The sequence below is a fragment of the Pseudomonas sp. FFUP_PS_473 genome (assembly GCF_002858665.1).
Classification (GTDB): Bacteria; Pseudomonadota; Gammaproteobacteria; order Pseudomonadales; family Pseudomonadaceae; genus Aquipseudomonas; species Aquipseudomonas defluvii.
Genome location: NZ_PJQQ01000013.1, coordinates 126800 through 142371 on the forward strand (window position 1 = coordinate 126800; position 15572 = coordinate 142371).

General features: G+C 59.6%; 11 protein-coding genes. 4 read left to right on the forward strand and 7 right to left on the reverse strand.

All coding sequences use genetic code 11. The annotated features are described in order from the left end of the window. Window positions 1-71 precede the first annotated feature (71 nt). The 4 genes from CYD26_RS11500 to CYD26_RS11515 all read right to left on the reverse strand — a co-directional run bounded on the left by CYD26_RS11500 (window position 72) and on the right by CYD26_RS11515 (window position 7024). Window positions 72-464, reverse strand: coding sequence for a protease inhibitor I42 family protein (locus CYD26_RS11500; RefSeq protein WP_102052659.1), 393 nt, complete (start codon window positions 462-464; stop codon window positions 72-74). Between the two features lie 151 nt (window positions 465-615). After that, the gene (gene lon, locus CYD26_RS11505; protein WP_065759347.1) at window positions 616-3036 is read right to left on the reverse strand and encodes an endopeptidase La; all 2421 of its coding nucleotides are present in this window, start codon (window positions 3034-3036) and stop codon (window positions 616-618) included. Between the two features lie 162 nt (window positions 3037-3198). Then, entirely contained in the window at window positions 3199-5607 is a 2409-nt protein-coding gene (locus tag CYD26_RS11510) for a glucose/quinate/shikimate family membrane-bound PQQ-dependent dehydrogenase (protein ID WP_099775630.1), read from the reverse strand. Between the two features lie 67 nt (window positions 5608-5674). After that, the gene (locus tag CYD26_RS11515; protein WP_102052660.1) at window positions 5675-7024 is read right to left on the reverse strand and encodes a carbohydrate porin; all 1350 of its coding nucleotides are present in this window, start codon (window positions 7022-7024) and stop codon (window positions 5675-5677) included. A gap of 390 nt (window positions 7025-7414) precedes the next feature. Between CYD26_RS11515 and CYD26_RS11520 the strand changes: the two genes are divergently transcribed. Together CYD26_RS11520 and CYD26_RS11525 are read left to right on the forward strand one after the other, a co-directional pair. Next, on the forward strand, window positions 7415-7636 hold the full coding sequence (locus tag CYD26_RS11520) for a VF530 family DNA-binding protein (RefSeq protein ID WP_065759344.1): 222 nt from the start codon (window positions 7415-7417) through the stop codon (window positions 7634-7636). A gap of 3 nt (window positions 7637-7639) precedes the next feature. Beyond that, the gene (locus CYD26_RS11525; protein ID WP_102052661.1) at window positions 7640-8299 is read left to right on the forward strand and encodes a Pr6Pr family membrane protein; all 660 of its coding nucleotides are present in this window, start codon (window positions 7640-7642) and stop codon (window positions 8297-8299) included. A 9-nt stretch (window positions 8300-8308) separates the two neighbouring features. On the opposite strand, the gene CYD26_RS11530 is transcribed toward CYD26_RS11525, so the two are convergent. After that, window positions 8309-9085 (reverse strand): siderophore-interacting protein, encoded by a 777-nt coding sequence (locus CYD26_RS11530; protein WP_102052662.1) that lies wholly within the window; start codon window positions 9083-9085, stop codon window positions 8309-8311. Further along, complete coding sequence (locus CYD26_RS11535; protein WP_102052663.1) at window positions 9082-9651, reverse strand: PadR family transcriptional regulator; 570 nt, start codon at window positions 9649-9651, stop codon at window positions 9082-9084. Before CYD26_RS11535 ends, CYD26_RS11530 begins: the two co-directional genes overlap by 4 nt. Before the next feature lie 297 nt (window positions 9652-9948). On the opposite strand from CYD26_RS11535, the gene CYD26_RS11540 reads away from it, so the two are divergent. Further along, entirely contained in the window at window positions 9949-10386 is a 438-nt protein-coding gene (locus CYD26_RS11540) for a C40 family peptidase (protein WP_245704320.1), read from the forward strand. On the opposite strand, the gene CYD26_RS11545 is transcribed toward CYD26_RS11540, so the two are convergent. After that, window positions 10380-13532, reverse strand: coding sequence for a transglycosylase domain-containing protein (locus tag CYD26_RS11545; protein ID WP_102052664.1), 3153 nt, complete (start codon window positions 13530-13532; stop codon window positions 10380-10382). The genes CYD26_RS11540 and CYD26_RS11545 overlap by 7 nt on opposite strands. A gap of 439 nt (window positions 13533-13971) precedes the next feature. Between CYD26_RS11545 and CYD26_RS11550 the strand changes: the two genes are divergently transcribed. Continuing rightward, window positions 13972-15393, forward strand: coding sequence for an amino acid permease (locus CYD26_RS11550; RefSeq protein WP_102052665.1), 1422 nt, complete (start codon window positions 13972-13974; stop codon window positions 15391-15393). Window positions 15394-15572: the final 179 nt, after the last annotated feature.

A 15572-nucleotide genomic window follows, 5' to 3' on the forward strand; every position in this document is an offset into this window, starting at 1 on the left:
CGTTCAGCGGTAAAGGGTCGGCATTTTAGCCAAACTGGCAGCGGGATGCATGGCCGGCTGACAAGTGCGGCTTACTTCACCGTAATTGCACAATCAAAGGTCTGTGCCGGGGGGATTTCCGGTGCCCAGGGTTGTTGATAGACCAGTATCAAGTGACCCTCGCCAGCGGCCTTCGCCTGGAAGCGCCATACCGATTGCCCGGCGCTACCGACCAGCCCTGTACCTTCGGGGTTGCTGTAGACCTCCGGGCCAAGGCTGCGCAGGATACTGGCGGCAGGGTTTTGCAATAACCAGCGGTAGCCCGTGGTGGGGTTGCTGGGCAGCGTCAGGGTGAGGGTTTGATCATTTCGCAACTGGACGGGGCAGTCTGCCGTTTTTTCCAGATTGATGTTCTGCCGTGGTTGTTGGGCACAGGCGCTGAGCAGGGCGAGGCTCACGGGAACGAGCAGGCGGGCAAGGGTCATGATGGCTCCGAATGAACAACGAAGACGCAGCATAACCGAAGCGCCCGCACATGTAGGCGTCGGCTTCACCCGCGATGCAGGCAGTGCGTGCGATGCGCCATTGCATCACGCGCATCGCCCGCAAGGCTGGCTCTCTCAGACGCCGCAGTAGTCAGAACAACACGTTGGCAACGTCGCTGAAACGCTTGGCAAAGTGCACGTTCAAGCCCTGTTTGAGGTAGTCCGGCAGCTCTTCAAAATCGCCGCGGTTGGCCTCAGGCAGGATCAGCTCGAAGATTTTCTGTCGGCGTGCGGCAATCACTTTCTCGCGTACGCCGCCAATCGGCAGCACATGCCCGGTCAGTGTCAGCTCGCCAGTCATGGCCACGCCTTTCTTCGGCGCCTGGTCGCGGGCCAGCGATAGCAAGGCACTGGCCATGGTCACGCCGGCACTCGGGCCGTCCTTGGGCGTTGCGCCTTCCGGCACATGCAGGTGGATAAAGGCCTCGTTGAAGAAGCTCGGGTCGCCACCGAACTGCTTCAGGTGCGAGCTGACATAGCTGTAGGCGATCTCGGCAGATTCCTTCATGACATCGCCCAACTGACCGGTCAGTTTGAAGCCGCGGTTCAGGGTGTGGATCAGGGTCGCCTCGATTGGCAAGGTCGCGCCGCCCATGCTGGTCCAGGCCAGGCCGGTGATGACGCCTTTTCCTGCCAGCACCTGTTCACTGCGAAACACCGGCATGCCCAGGGAGGCTTCAAGGTCCTTCGTGCCAATCTTGATGGTTGTGTCGGGGTGCTCCAGTAACTGCACCACGGCTTTGCGCACCAGCTTGCCCAACTGCTTCTCAAGCTGACGTACGCCAGCTTCGCGCGCATAGCCTTCGATGACCGCGCGCAGGGCGCTGTCGGTGATACTCAGGCTGGTTTTGGCCACCCCGGCTTTCTGCAGTTGCTTGGGCCACAAATGGCGCTTGGCGATAGCCAGTTTCTCTTCGGTGATGTAGCCGGAAAGGCGGATCACTTCCATGCGGTCGAGCAATGGCCCGGGAATCGAGTCGAGGGTGTTGGCGGTGCAGACGAACAACACTTTGGACAAGTCCAGGCGCAGGTCCAGGTAATGGTCGAGGAAGTCGACGTTCTGTTCCGGGTCGAGGGTCTCCAGCAGCGCCGAGGCGGGGTCGCCCTGGTAGCTCTGGCCCATTTTGTCGATCTCGTCGAGCATGATGACCGGGTTCATTACGCCGACGTCCTTCAAGGCCTGCACCAGTTTGCCCGGTTGGGCGCCGATGTAGGTGCGCCGGTGCCCCTTGATCTCGGCTTCGTCGCGCATGCCGCCAACACTGAAGCGGTAGAACGGCCGTCCCAGGGATTCGGCAATGGATTTGCCGATGCTGGTCTTGCCGACGCCTGGCGGGCCTACGAGCAGGACAATCGAGCCGCTTATTTCGCCCTTGTAGGCACCCACCGCAAGAAACTCAAGGATTCGCTCCTTGATGTCGTCGAGGCCGGCATGGTGAAGGTCCAGCACCTTGCGCGCATGCTTGAGGTCAAGCTTGTCTTTGCCGTAAACGCCCCAGGGCAGGGCGGTTGCCCAGTCCAGGTAGTTGCGGGTGACGGCATACTCCGGTGAGCCGGTCTCAAGAATCGACAGCTTGCCCAGCTCTTCATCGATACGTTTCTGTGTGGCGCTTGGCAGGGTTTTGCCTTCCAGGCGCTGCTTGAACTGTTCCAGGTCGGCACTGCGGTCGTCCTTGGTCAGCCCCAGTTCCTGTTGGATGACCTTGAGTTGTTCCTTGAGGAAAAACTCACGCTGATGCTCACCGATCTGCCGGTTCACTTCGGCAGAAATCTCGTTCTGCAGGCGTGCGACCTCGACCTCCTTGCGCAGCATCGGCAGGACCTTCTCCATGCGCTTGAGCATGGGCACACAGTCGAGCACTTCCTGCAGTTGGCTACCGGTGGCCGAGGTCAGTGCGGCGGCGAAGTCGGTGAGGGGGGACGGGTCGTTGGGGCTGAACCGGTTTAAGTAGTTTTTCAGTTCTTCGCTGTACAGCGGGTTGAGCGGCAGCAGCTCCTTGATCGCGTTGATCAGCGCCATGCCGTAGGCCTTCACCTCGTCGGTGGGCTCGCTGGGCTGATGCGGATAATCAACCTCGACCAGATAGGGCGGTCGATGGTGCTTGAGCCAGCCGCGGATACGCACACGGCTCAGGCCTTGGGCAACGAATTGCAGTTTGCCGTTTTCGCGGCTGGCGTGGTGGACCTTGACCAGGGTGCCGTAGGTTGGCAGCGTCGATGTATCAAAGTGCCGAGGGTCGTCAGGCGGAGTGTCCATGAAGAACAGTGCCAAGGCATGGTGCGGTGTCTTGGCCACCAGATCGAGGGTTTCTGCCCAGGGTTCTTCATTGACGATGACCGGCAACACTTGCGCCGGGAAGAACGGCCGGTTGTGAATTGGAATGATATAGACCTTGTCCGGCAGTTGCTGGCCGGGCAGTGCCAGGTGGGTACGGCCACTGTGGCTGGCTTCGATATGTTCGACTTCGGCCTGTTCCTTTGGCGTTTCCGGGAGATCCTGCTGGTCGCTCATGGGGCACCTGCGTAAATGACTATGGTGCTTAGATGGGGCGGGTGAAAGGCTGTTTCAATGGCAAAGGTTGTGCCCACGCCATGCAAAAAAAACGGCCACCTAAAGGGTAGCCGTTCAATCACATGAAAGCGCCCGGTTTGCGCGGGGCGCTCTCAGTTGGCATCAGTCAGCCAATTTGTAAGCAATTACGTAGTCACCCATTTTGGTGCCCAGCGAGCCATGGCCGCCAGCCGTCACCAGCACGTACTGTTTGCCGTCCTTGCCGGTGTAGGTCATCGGGGTTGCCTGGCCACCTGCCGGCAGGCGCGACTTCCACAACTCTTTGCCGGTGTTTACGTCGTAGGCGCGCAGGTACTGGTCGAGTGTGCCGCTGAGAAAGCCCAGGCCGGAGGCCGTCACAATTGAACCGCCCATGCTCGGTACACCGATCGGCAGGCCAATCGGCAGCGGTGAGCTGTCGCGGCTGGTACCGTTCTTGTGTTTCCACACCACTTTGCCTTTGTTCAGGTCAATACCAGCAACGTAACCCCAGGCGGGGGCCTGGCACGGTATGCCGAGCGGCGACATGAACGGATGCATGGTCACGGCATAGGGCGCACCGCTGTTGGGTTGTACACCGCTGGTTTCGCTTTCACGCTTGCTGCCTGCGGCAACATCGGCGCGCGGCACCAGTTTGGAGACGAAGGCCATGTAGTTCGGGCTGGTGAACAGCAGTTGGCGAACCGGATCAACCGAGACGCTGCCCCAGTTGAATACGCCGACGTTGCCTGGGTAAACCAGGCTGCCTTGCAGCGATGGCGGGGTGTACTGGCCTTCGTAGCGCAGTTCGCGGAACTGGATGCGGCAGAGCATCTGGTCAAACGGGCTGGCGCCCCACATGGCTTGTTCGGTCAGGTCCGGGCCCAGCAGGTTGAGGTCCGAGCGTGCCTGGGTCGGCGAAGTGTGATCGCCTTCGACCGCGCCCTGAGGTGCCGGGACTTCCTGGATCGGAATGATCGGCGTGCCGTCACGACGATCGAGGACATACAGGCTGCCCTGTTTGGTCGGTGCGATCAGGGCCGGTTTCACGCCATCAGCGGTGGCCATGTCGAGTAGGGTCGGCTGGCTGCCGACGTCCATGTCCCACAGGTCATGGTGGGTGAACTGATAATTCCAGCGCACCTTGCCGGTGGTCAGGTCCAGCGCCACGATGCCGGCGCTGAATTTCTCTGCGCCTGGGGTACGGTCGGCGCCCCATTGGTCTGGGGTCTGGTTGCCCAGTGGCAGGTAGACCATGTTGAGCTTTTCATCGACGCTGGCCAACGACCACATGTTGGGTGAGTTGCGGGTGTAGAACTTGCCCGCTGCCAGCGGTGCTGTGGCCTCAGGGTTGCCGGCGTCCCAGTTCCAGACCAGGTGCCCATCGTGTACGTCGTAAGCGCGGATGACACCGGACGGTTCGTTGGTCGACTCGTTGTCGGTGACGTGGCCGCCAATGATCACCAGTTGGCGGGTAATGGCCGCAGGCGAGGTCGAGTAGTAGCCGCCAGCGGTGAATGGGCCGATACCGGTGGTCAGGTCGATGACACCCTGCTTGCCGAAGCCTTCACAGATTTTGCCGTTATCAGCGTTCAGTGCGATCAGGCGTGCATCAGCGGTGGGCAGGTAGAGGCGGCGAGGGCAAGCGCGGACCACCGCCATGCCGGCTTCGGAGATTTTGGGGGCCGGGCTGCCGTCCATGTTGACGTAGTTGTTCTCGTCGTAATACGACACCCCCCGGCAGGTCATGTGGGCGAAGCCCTTGAAGCCGACCGGGCTTTTGATCTGCGGATCGAAACGCCAGATTTCCGCGCCGGTGTCCGGGTCCAATGCCAGTACTTTGCTGTGCGCGGTGCAGGCATAGAGCATGCCGTTGGCCTTCAGCGGGGTGTTCTGGTTGGTCAGTTCCACCGGATCGTTGTCAGTTGGCAGATCGCCTGTACGGATACGCCAGGCTTCCTGCAACTTGTGAATGTTGTAGGGCGTGATCTGGCGTAGGGGCGAGTAACGGTCACCATACTCAGTGCGGCCATAGGCCTGCCATTCACCGTCCGGCATTTGCGGCGCGGTGCTGGCCATGTCACTGCTGTCGCGGCCCAGCTTGCCATTGATTTCACCTGGGTGAGTGAACTGGCTGGCGATGGCTGTAGCACCCGACAACACGACGGCCAGGCTCAGCAGGCCGGTGTTCACTTTGCTCGGTTGGCCACGCAGTGGGCGGCGTGCCCATGGCAGCAGCAGGACAACGCCAAGGGCGAACCACAGGGCCAGACGGGGCACCAGTTGCCACCAGTCCAGGCCCACTTCCCACAGTGCCCAGAGGGTGCTGCCCAGCAGAACCAGGCCGTACAGGCCGAGGGCATTGCGGCGTAATGCCAGCAGCAGGATGCCAGACAGGGCAAAACCGATACCGGCAATCAGGTAATACAGCGAGCCGCCAAGCTGGCTTAGCTTTATGCCACCGGCCAGCAGTGCCAGGCCCATCAGCAACAGCAGAATGCCGAGCAGTCTCGGCAGCCAGCGGGTTCTACTCAAGGCACCGTCAGTGCTCATCGTGTGTTCTCCGTACAGTTGAAACAGTTCGAGCCGCAGCTCGGATAAAATTCGGGGTGGTTCATGTTTAGAAGCTGCTCTGGATTTTCAGGCCGCCGATCAGTGCGTCGTCGACCTGCCCGACACCGCCTGGGTGGCGGATGTACTGCAGGTTCGGGCGCACGGTGAGCCAGTTGGCCAAGTGAATGCCGTAGTACAGTTCGGCGCTGTACTCGGTGTCCTGGACCGGCAGGAAGGCGGGGTTGTCGTAGTCATCCAGGCCCTGGGCCGCGTTGCTGGCCTGGGCGTTCTTGCGGTAGGCGGGGTTGGCATGCACGCGTGCCAGGGCGAAACCGATATCGTCCTTGGCACGGGCATCAAACGGGCCCTTGTACACCACACCTGCCTGAACATAGTTGTCGATGGCATTGGTCTTCTTGTCATGCAGCGTGGCGTTGGCGAAAACGCTCAGGCCGCGGGAGTGGTCGCTGGCCAGCGACGTCACCTGTTGCTGCGCACCCAGCCAGAAGCCATGCTTGCTCGAACTGCTGCGATAGGCCTGGCCGCTGAGTGCTGCCGGTTGATCGTTGCTGTCTTTATAAACATCGGTTGCCTTGGCACTACTGTAGTAGTAACCGGCGCGATATTCCCCTTTCAGGCCGCTGAAAGTGGGGGTCCAGACCAGTTCTATCGGCAGTACTGCACCTTGGGTGCCGCTGCCGCTGAGCTTGAAACCATTGCCACTTTCAAGGTTGGAGGGGTTCTGCTCGTAAGCGCCGACCTGCGCATAGAGCTCAGGGCCGAGACGGTACTTGACCCGCATCGCCCACTGGCTGACGGGCCAGTTGTACCAGATGCCGCCCACCCAGTTGCCGACCTGTGAGCCACAGAAGGCCAGGTTCTGGAAGTCGCAGGGGAAGCTGTTGAAGTCTTCGCCTTCACCGAAACGGCCGATCTTCACATCCAGTGCGCCATCGAAATACTGCTGCTTGATCCATAGCTGGGTCAGTCGCCAGGTTTCGCCGCGACCCCAGACCTCCTGCGCAGAGGTGAAACCACCTACGCGAGGATCATTGATGCGGTCGTTGCTGATGTTGTCACCGTGGCGTTCGGTGACGGTCAGTTGAAACTCGGTGGCATGCCAGCCGAGGATCTTCTGCAGATCCAGGTGCGTACCGAGCGTGAACTGGTCGCTGTAGCGTGCGGTCTTGTCGTGGTCGTAGCCGCCGTGCAAGTTACTGCCCATCTCGCCGACGTAACCCAGGGTGAAGTCGTAGCCGCGCTCGGCCAGTTCTGCGCGGGTGCCGCCCCAGTCGCCAAGCATCCAGGGGGAGTCACTGTCCAGCATCGCGGCGCAGGTGTGCGGGGCAATTGCGGCAAGTGTCAAACCTGTCAGCAGTACGGAGGAAGAACGACGGGAGGGTGAAAACTGAGGCATGAGATAGCGCTATCTTTTGATTGTTGGAAAAACGGCAACGCCTCCGAATGTGCTCTATCACCGGAGACAAAACTGCTAATTAGGGAGAGTGAAGCGTTTCAGCGTGCGGCGGGCAGGATATAGATGAATGTGTAAGAAAAAAAGTCCAATCAACGTGAGGCACTGTTGCCGCTTCTGTAACAGTCCTTCAGCAGGGGGCAAAGGTGGTGTTCAGGCCGACTTCGATGCTGCATCTCGCTGGCTGAGCCTGTTGCGACGTGCGCCAGAACGCTCGGGCACACTAGACTGTCGGAAACAGGTCGAGATCCGAGTGCATGGCGTTGCTGAAAAAGCAGACGTGGAGCCAAGGCTCGGCTAAGGTGCGCACCTTTCGTTGGCTGGAGCACAGGCATGACTGCCGGTAATCAAAATCCTCTGCATGGCGTGACCCTGGAACAGATCCTCAATGCCCTTGTTGCGCGTTACCAATGGGAAGGGCTGGCGCAGCGTATTGATTTGCGCTGTTTCAAGAGCGATCCGAGTATCAAATCGAGCCTGACATTCCTGCGACGTACGCCGTGGGCGCGGGAAAGGGTCGAGCAGTTGTACGTCAAGATGCAACGGGGTCGTTAACTGATGCGTCTGGAGCAGCGGGTGCCTTGGGTAGGGCTGCTGGCCTGCCTGGGGTGGGCTGCACTGGCCATTCAGATGTACCTGGTGTTGTGGGCGCGCTGGCAGGCGCAGGCCAGCCTGATAGGCGGGCTGGTGAATGTCTTCAGCTACTTCACCGTACTCAGTAACACCCTGGTTGCCGTAGTGCTCAGTCAGGCGGCGTTTGGCCGAGAAGGCCCGGCGCGGCAGTTTTTTCTGCGGCCCTCGGTGAGTTCTGCGGTTGCAGTCAGCATTTCGCTGGTGGGGGTGGCATACAGCCTGTTGTTACGCCACCTGTGGCAGCCGCAAGGCTGGCAATGGCTGGTCGATGAACTGCTGCATGATGTCATGCCGCTGTTGTACCTGGGGTATTGGTGGTGGTGTGTACCCAAGGGCAGTTTGCGGGCAATACAGATTTTACCGTGGTTGCTTTACCCGCTGGGTTACTTTGGCTATGTGCTGCTGCGTGGGCACGAAATTGGCGTTTATCCCTACCCGTTCATTGATGTCGCCACTCTGGGGTATGCGCAGGTGATGCTCAATGCGCTGGCTATCCTGGTGGGTTTTGTTGCACTAGGGCTGTTGTTGATTAGCCTCGATCAATGGCAGGGCAGGCGTCTGGCAGCCGCCAGAGCGCAGCCCTGATGCCACGGTTTACGCGTTGTGGTTGTCGTCTTCGCCCAGGCGCCAATAGGCGACCGCTTTGAGCCGGTCCTCCTGCACGCCCTTGTCTTCCAGCAGCAGGCGTTTGGCCTGGCGGGTCAGTGTCTTTTCCAGGGCAACCCAGGTGTACAGCTCACCGGCGGGCAGGGGCAGGTGTTTCAGCACCTCAAGCAGGTCTTGCTGGTGACGCTGAACCCAGATGATCTGCACGTTTGCCAGGCTTGCCAGTGGTTGTTGTTCCAGCGCATTTTCCACTTCAATGACCACCAGTGCGTTACGCGTGGCCGGCAGTTCTTCAAGGCGTCGGGCAATCGCCGGAATGGCGGTTTCGTCACCGATCAACAGGTAGCTGTCGAACATGTCCGGCACCACCATTGAGCTGCGTGGCCCCGCGATGTTCAGCGTCTGGCCCACTGTTGCCTGAGCCGCCCAGGTAGAGGCCGGGCCGTCGCCATGCAGCACGAAGTCGATATCCAACTCACCCGCCACCTCGTCGATACGGCGCGGCGTGTATTCGCGCAGGGTCGGTTTGACGCCGTCCTGGTCCTGTCCCGGGTTGTCCAGTGCGGCCTGTTCTTGCGGCGAGCAGGCAAACAGCAGTTTGATGTGGTCATCACTGCCCAGGCTCAGAAAGCCCTGCAGTTCAGGGCCGCCCAAGGTGATCCGGCGCATACGCGGGGTCAGATCGGTGACGCGCAGTACCTGCAGGCAACGGCGTTTGATCTCATGGTTGACGCGGTGAATCGTGGTGGTGTCGTTAACCGTCATTCGGTTTTCTCCTGAAGGGCCGTTGCCGGGCCGGCAACAATGGCTCTGGCGGTGTCATTGAGCAGGTTGCGCACCCGTACGATTTCTTCGGGGTTCCAGCGCCCGCTGTGCATTTGCAGCGCATGGCGCAGGTTGTGTACGGCTTCGTGGATTTCCTGCGGGCGGTCATGCACGCCGATAGAGCGTTTGCTGACCTCAAGGCGCATGCGCACGCCGTCCAGGGCGATGGCCTGTTCGGCCAAGGCCTGGAGGCCCGCTGCTGTGGCGCTGTAACGCTTCTTGCTGCCTTCGGCCTGGCCGATGATCCACTCGCTTTCTTCAAGAAAGGTCAGGGTGGGGTAGATGACGCCTGGGCTTGGGCTGTAGCGCCCGTCGAACAGGGCTTCGATGCGTCGAATCAGGTCATAGCCGTGACAGGGCTGTTCGGCGAGCATCGACAGCAGCAGCAGCTTCAGGTCGCCCGGGGCAAAGATTCGCGGGCCTCGTTCGCCTCGTTCGCGGCCACTGCGACGTTCAAAGCCGTCATGACGGTCGCTGTGCTCGTGGTGTGAAGGATGATCGCGCATTAGGGCTGCCTTTGGGTCTGAGATATATCTTGAGATACTTATTTAGATATTACTCAAGATATATCTTAAAGCAAGCGCTCGGTGTGCGGGTGTGGTTCACGGCAAGAGGCGTCGTGGGCGTTGCCCTAGGTTTTTTCTTACATAACCCTCGGATTCCCTTTATTCCTGCTTGCCCCCGTCAACTCTAAGATCTGCCGCGTTTCCTTCACCCTTCAGGGGGTATATGACGTGGTTGGTTTTTTCTTGCGTGTAGGCTTGCTCTGGGGCCTTTCATTTTTTGCCCAGGCGAATGTTCATTTGGTTACCCCTAAGGGTGGGCACGACTATGTGGCCCGCCAGGAACTCGAGGCAAACCTCGACCGGCTGGTCGAACGTGCCCATGAGCTCATCGGCGTGCCTTACCGTTGGGGCGGAATGTCGGAAAAGAGCGGTTTTGATTGCAGTGGCTTGTTGGTCTATCTGTACCGTAGTGAGGTGGGTATCAGCTTGCCTCGCACCACATCATCCATGCTCAAGGGGCAGGGCAAGACCATAAGCCCGCCGCAACTCAAGCGCGGTGATGCGGTGTTCTTTAACCGCAACGGCCAAGGTCGTATTGGCCATGTCGGGTTGTACATCGGCGAGGGGCAATTCATTCATGCACCGCGTAGCGGCAAGGCGATTCGTATCGATTCGTTAAGCAATCGTTACTGGCGCAATAGCTTCACCACGGCCAAGCGCTTTCACGGTCATTGAACCGTTGCGCCTCGCTGAGCGGTGAGCGTGGGTATGTTGCACAACGTATGGGTGCCTGGCACAAGGTAGGGCATCAGAAGTGGCGCCATGCCCTTGAGCACTTGTACCGGCAACGCTGAGGTGAACTTGAACGATTCGGCGGCTCGCCCTGGAACGAAGGCGGTCAGGGTGCCGAAATGGCTGTCGCCGATGTAGAACACGAATGTCGCAGTACGGTTCAGTGAGCGTGATCCGAGGATGCGTCCGCCTGCCCCGAAGCTTTCGATGCGGTTGTCGCCGGTGCCGGTCTTGCCGCCCATGACCAGTGCTGTACCGTCAGGCAGTTTGAAGCTACCCGACACCCGACGTGCCGTACCGGCATCTACCACTTGTGACAGCGCACCGCGCAGGGCCTTGGCGACCTCCGCCGGCAATACCCGTTCGCCGCGGTCTGGGTCACTGATCAGGCGCGTTTCATAAGGGGTGTCGGCCGCGAAGTGCAGGGTATCGATGCGCAGGGTGGGCATGCGTACGCCGTCGTTCAAGATGATACCCATGAGTTCGGCCAGGGCGGCGGGGCGGTCACCAGAACTGCCGATAGCAGTGGCCAGCGATGGCACCAGGTGGTCGAAGGGATAACCGACACGTTTCCAGCGTTGATGGATGTCGAGAAACGCCTCAATTTCCACCAGTGTCCGAATACGGCTGTCGCGGGCGCCTTTGTGCCGGCTCTTGAACAGCCAGCTATAGACTTCCTGGCGTTCGAAATGGCTGGCTGTAACCGCATCCTTGAATTGTGCTCCGGGGTTTTTCAGCAAGTAGCCCAGCAGCCACAAGTCCAGTGGGTGAACCCGGGCGATATAGCCTTGGTCGGGCAGGTCGTAGCGGCCCGGGCCGTAGTTTATGTACATCTCCTCGAGCCGTTTTTCGGTCAACGCGTCTTTCTTGCGCTTGTCGGCTGAAGTGTCCTTTTTCAAGTGGGCCTGCACAAAGGCGTTGAAGGTTGCCTGGTCGGCTTCGGGAAACAGGTACCGGTGTACGGCAGCCAAACGGATCGGTGTGACATTCAGGCTGTCGAGAAAGGTGTCGAGGCGCTCCTGGGATGTCTTGCGTTGGTACTTTTTCCAGAATCGCTTGAGATAGTCGGTGCCTTCGCGGTCGGCGAAACGTGCCAGATACTCCTGGCGACGTGGGTCTGCATCGTCCTTGAGCAGTTGGCCGCTGTTGTTCTGTGATTGGTACGTGCTGTAGCGCACCAGATCACGCATCAGGCGAATGAAGGGGAGGTTGATCGATTCGCGCAGGGCATCCTTCAGGGTCGGCAGGCGCCCATTGTCTTCGCGGCGGAAGTTGTTGAAGACGTGCAAGCCTCCACCCGTGAAGAAGGCTTCGCCGGGGTTGGCCGAGTACTTGCGCTCCAGTGCCGCATCCAGCATCGCGCTGAGGTTGCGGTCCTTGTTCTGAATCAGGTAATCCACCGCCCAGCCGGTAATGCGGTCCAGCTCGGGCACCTCGACTTTTTTCAGCTCGGCCGGGCTTTTGTCGGCATAGCGATCATGCAGTTCGGCGATGATCTCCAGGTAGGTGGTCAGTACCCGCAGTTTGGCGGTTGAACCCAGTTCCAGCTTGCTGCCTTCGTTGATGTCGAAGGGTTGATCGGTGCTGTCGGTTTGCACCCGTACCCGTGCACCGTCCGGGGTGCGTTCAAAGAGGGTGAAGCTGTAACGTACCTGGGTTGTGGTGGTCGGGGTCAGCAGGCGCTCGCCGAACAGCCCGGTTTTTTCTGCAAAGGCTGGGTCCGCGAGATTTTTGAGGTATTCGCTGATCTGGTCTTGCAGGCTGGACTGCAGCGTACTGGTGACTGAAAGATCAAGACGATCCAGATCATACAGGGGGCGGTTGAGCATCGCCGAGAGCCGCGCACGTGCCAGGCTGATGCCCTTGTTGGTGACGATGGGGACAATGGTCGGCTGGGCAACCCAGTCACGGTAGGTCGCTTTGCTGGCCAGCGCGGCGTCAGCCAGCGATCGATCGATGATGTTGTTGGCCGCGAGCAGGCGCACGTGACTGTCGGCCAGTTCGGCCAGATCATTGCGGCCTTTGGACAGGAAATACGATGGCCGACGCTGTGCGATCATCAGCGAGAGCACCTGACGCAGTGCCAACCCTCGTGCGGCAAGGCTGGCCGGGTCGTTGTCGGTGGACAACAACGACTGATTGACCTGGGCGAAGTCCGCGCCGTACCAGACCCTCAAGCCTTCGGCCATACCATGCACTTCGCCGTGACCGGGGACGGCCGACAGCGGCACACTGTTGAGGTAGTCGCGCACGATACGTTGCCGGGCTTCCAGGGTTTGTGGGCCGTTCTGATAGGCGCGGACACTGGCCGAAATCATCTGCCGGATTTTTTCGCTGCCAGACACTGTCAGCCCGTCAGGGGAGTGCCGGTATTTTTCCAGTTGAGTGGCCAGGGTACTGCCACCTGCCGATTGGCCCGGAAGGGCCAGGTACTTGGCGACCTGGGTATAGGCTGCCTTGGCGAAGCGTGGCCAGTCGACTGCCGGGTTTGCATTGGGATCATTGGGGTCAAGCAGGTCGCGGTTTTCGATGAACAGCAAACTGTGAACGATCACCGGCGGGATCGAAGCAAAGTCGGAGTAGAGGTGCTGCGGATAGTGATACTGATACAGGGCCTCGCCTTTACAGTCAGTAATCGACAAACCCGCCTGGATTTTTTCGGTGTAAGGCACGAAGAAACCATGCTTGGCATAGTTCATCAGCTCGGGGGAAAAGCGTGTCTGCTCGCTGACCAGATAGTCGCGCTTGAGCAGGCGAGGCAGGAAGTCACCGAGTGCGCTGTAGCCCAGGCGCTTATCGAACGGGCCATCGCCCGGATACATGATCGCGTCGCTCGGGCCTTTGTGCATCGAGTAACTGAGGGTTGCTGCAAAGTGGCTGAATTCACGTGACTGCACACGTGAAGTCTGCATTTCTTCGGCGATGGCGAAGCCCACAGCGATGAGGGCGATCAGTAGCAATAACCACAAGGGCCACAGCAGCCGCCACCAGACGCGACGCTTGCGAGGGCTTTTGGGTGGAGGCACGTCTTCCAGACGTTCAGAAGGGGCTTCAGCCGTTGTTGGTTCCGATTGCCACAGTGCGCCCATAGTCTTTAGCCCGGCTACGTGTATTCGTCTTGCTTGCCTGAAGCTTAGACGCTGAGCAGCTTAGGTGAAAAATTTGTAGAAGCTTGTAAGGCATTTCTCGGAGCGTAATCGGAGCATGCGCCTTTGGTTGTGGTTGTAATGCCCTGGTTTGGTGCTATTTTACCCGCCCTGTTTTTGAGGGCGGTGTAAGCGCGGGGAATGCCACTCCGTATAAGCGGATTTTGCCGAGACTTCTCGCCAAAGATCCTGGTTTTTATAGTGAAAAGACCTGCGATGGCCTTTTTATACTGCTCGCCCCTTTTGCTCAGCCTGCGTGGTGTTTTGCGGGCTGACGGGCTCACCCAAAAGGTTGGTCCGGCAAGGCTTCGTACCTGCCTATCGGCGGTGCCAGGTCTGCACGATCGGTTTATATCCAATAACAAAATGAGGTTGTATTTCTATGTCAGTCGGCAACCACCCTTCTCACGGTGATACCGCCCAAGGCGGTCCGCTCAAGCGAGAACTCGGAGAGCGTCACATCCGCCTGATGGCACTGGGTGCCTGTATCGGTGTCGGCCTGTTCCTGGGGTCGGCCAAGGCCATTGAAATGGCCGGGCCTGCGATCATGCTGTCGTACATCATTGGCGGTCTGGCGATCCTGGTGATCATGCGTGCCCTTGGTGAAATGGCCGTTCACAACCCGGTCGCCGGCTCCTTCAGCCGTTACGCGCAAGACTACCTCGGCCCATTGGCAGGCTTCCTGACCGGCTGGAACTACTGGTTCCTGTGGTTGGTGACCTGTGTTGCTGAAATCACGGCGGTGGCCATCTACATGGGCATCTGGTTCCCTGATGTACCTCGCTGGATCTGGGCCCTGGCGGCCCTGGCAAGCATGGGCGGGGTCAACCTGATCGCAGTCAAGGCGTTTGGTGAGTTCGAGTTCTGGTTCGCCCTGATCAAGATCGTCACCATCATCGCGATGGTGCTGGGCGGTATCGGCGTGATCGCGTTTGGCTTCGGTAACGATGGCGTCGCGCTGGGCATCTCCAACCTCTGGAGCAATGGCGGCTTCATGCCTAACGGCGTGACCGGCGTGCTGATGTCGCTGCAAATGGTGATGTTCGCCTACCTTGGCGTAGAAATGATCGGCCTGACTGCCGGCGAAGCGCGTAACCCGCAAAAGACCATTCCGCATGCCATTGGCTCGGTATTCTGGCGCATCCTGCTGTTCTATGTCGGCGCACTGTTCGTGATCCTGTCGATCTACCCATGGAACGAAATTGGCAGCCAGGGCAGCCCGTTCGTGATGACCTTTGAACGTCTGGGCATCAAGACCGCTGCCGGCATCATCAACTTCGTGGTGATCACTGCGGCACTGTCGTCCTGCAACGGCGGTATCTTCAGTACCGGTCGTATGCTCTACAGCCTTGCGCAGAATGGCCAGGCGCCTGCCTCCTTTGCCCGCACCTCAAGCAATGGCGTGCCGCGCAACGCGCTGCTGCTGTCGATCGCGGCATTGCTGCTGGGTGTACTGCTCAACTACCTGGTACCGGAAAAAGTGTTCGTCTGGGTCACCGCTATCGCTACCTTCGGTGCGATCTGGACCTGGGTCATGATCCTGCTGGCGCAACTGAAGTTCCGTGCTGGCCTGTCCAAGGCCGAACGTGACCGTCTGCAGTTCCGCATGTGGCTGTGGCCGTTGAGCTCCTACCTGGCGCTGGCGTTCCTGATCCTGGTGGTAGGCCTGATGGCGTACTTTGAGGAAACCCGTATCGCACTGTACGTCGGCCCAGCCTTCCTGGTGCTGCTGACGGTACTGTACTACGTGTTCAAGCTGTCCCCGAAAGAGGACAGTGTGGCCGTGGCGCGCTCTGTGTCCTGATACGAAAACCCGGTCCAGTGAATGGATCAGGCTGCTGACGAACCCCCGCTTTTTAGCGGGGGTTTGTTTTTCCAAGCCAACGACGCCATCGCAGGCAAGCCAGCTTGTATGTTTAGACTTGAAGGGGTGGGTGGGACTAAAGCCTCGCTTCTGACTCTGACCAGTACAGACTGTTGGAG

Excerpts from the sequence above, each read along its gene's own strand:
- CYD26_RS11515 (WP_102052660.1), bottom strand. The coding sequence starts at position 7,024 with ATGCCTCAGTTTTCACCCTCCCGTCGTTCTTCCTCCGTACTGCTGACA.
- CYD26_RS11550 (WP_102052665.1), top strand. The coding sequence starts at position 13,972 with ATGTCAGTCGGCAACCACCCTTCTCACGGTGATACCGCCCAAGGCGGT.
- CYD26_RS11510 (WP_099775630.1), bottom strand. The coding sequence starts at position 5,607 with ATGAGCACTGACGGTGCCTTGAGTAGAACCCGCTGGCTGCCGAGACTG.
- lon (WP_065759347.1), bottom strand. The coding sequence starts at position 3,036 with ATGAGCGACCAGCAGGATCTCCCGGAAACGCCAAAGGAACAGGCCGAA.
- CYD26_RS11530 (WP_102052662.1), bottom strand. The coding sequence starts at position 9,085 with ATGACGGTTAACGACACCACCACGATTCACCGCGTCAACCATGAGATC.
- CYD26_RS11535 (WP_102052663.1), bottom strand. The coding sequence starts at position 9,651 with ATGCGCGATCATCCTTCACACCACGAGCACAGCGACCGTCATGACGGC.
- CYD26_RS11525 (WP_102052661.1), top strand. The coding sequence starts at position 7,640 with ATGCGTCTGGAGCAGCGGGTGCCTTGGGTAGGGCTGCTGGCCTGCCTG.
- CYD26_RS11520 (WP_065759344.1), top strand. The coding sequence starts at position 7,415 with ATGACTGCCGGTAATCAAAATCCTCTGCATGGCGTGACCCTGGAACAG.
- CYD26_RS11545 (WP_102052664.1), bottom strand. The coding sequence starts at position 13,532 with ATGGGCGCACTGTGGCAATCGGAACCAACAACGGCTGAAGCCCCTTCT.
- CYD26_RS11500 (WP_102052659.1), bottom strand. The coding sequence starts at position 464 with ATGACCCTTGCCCGCCTGCTCGTTCCCGTGAGCCTCGCCCTGCTCAGC.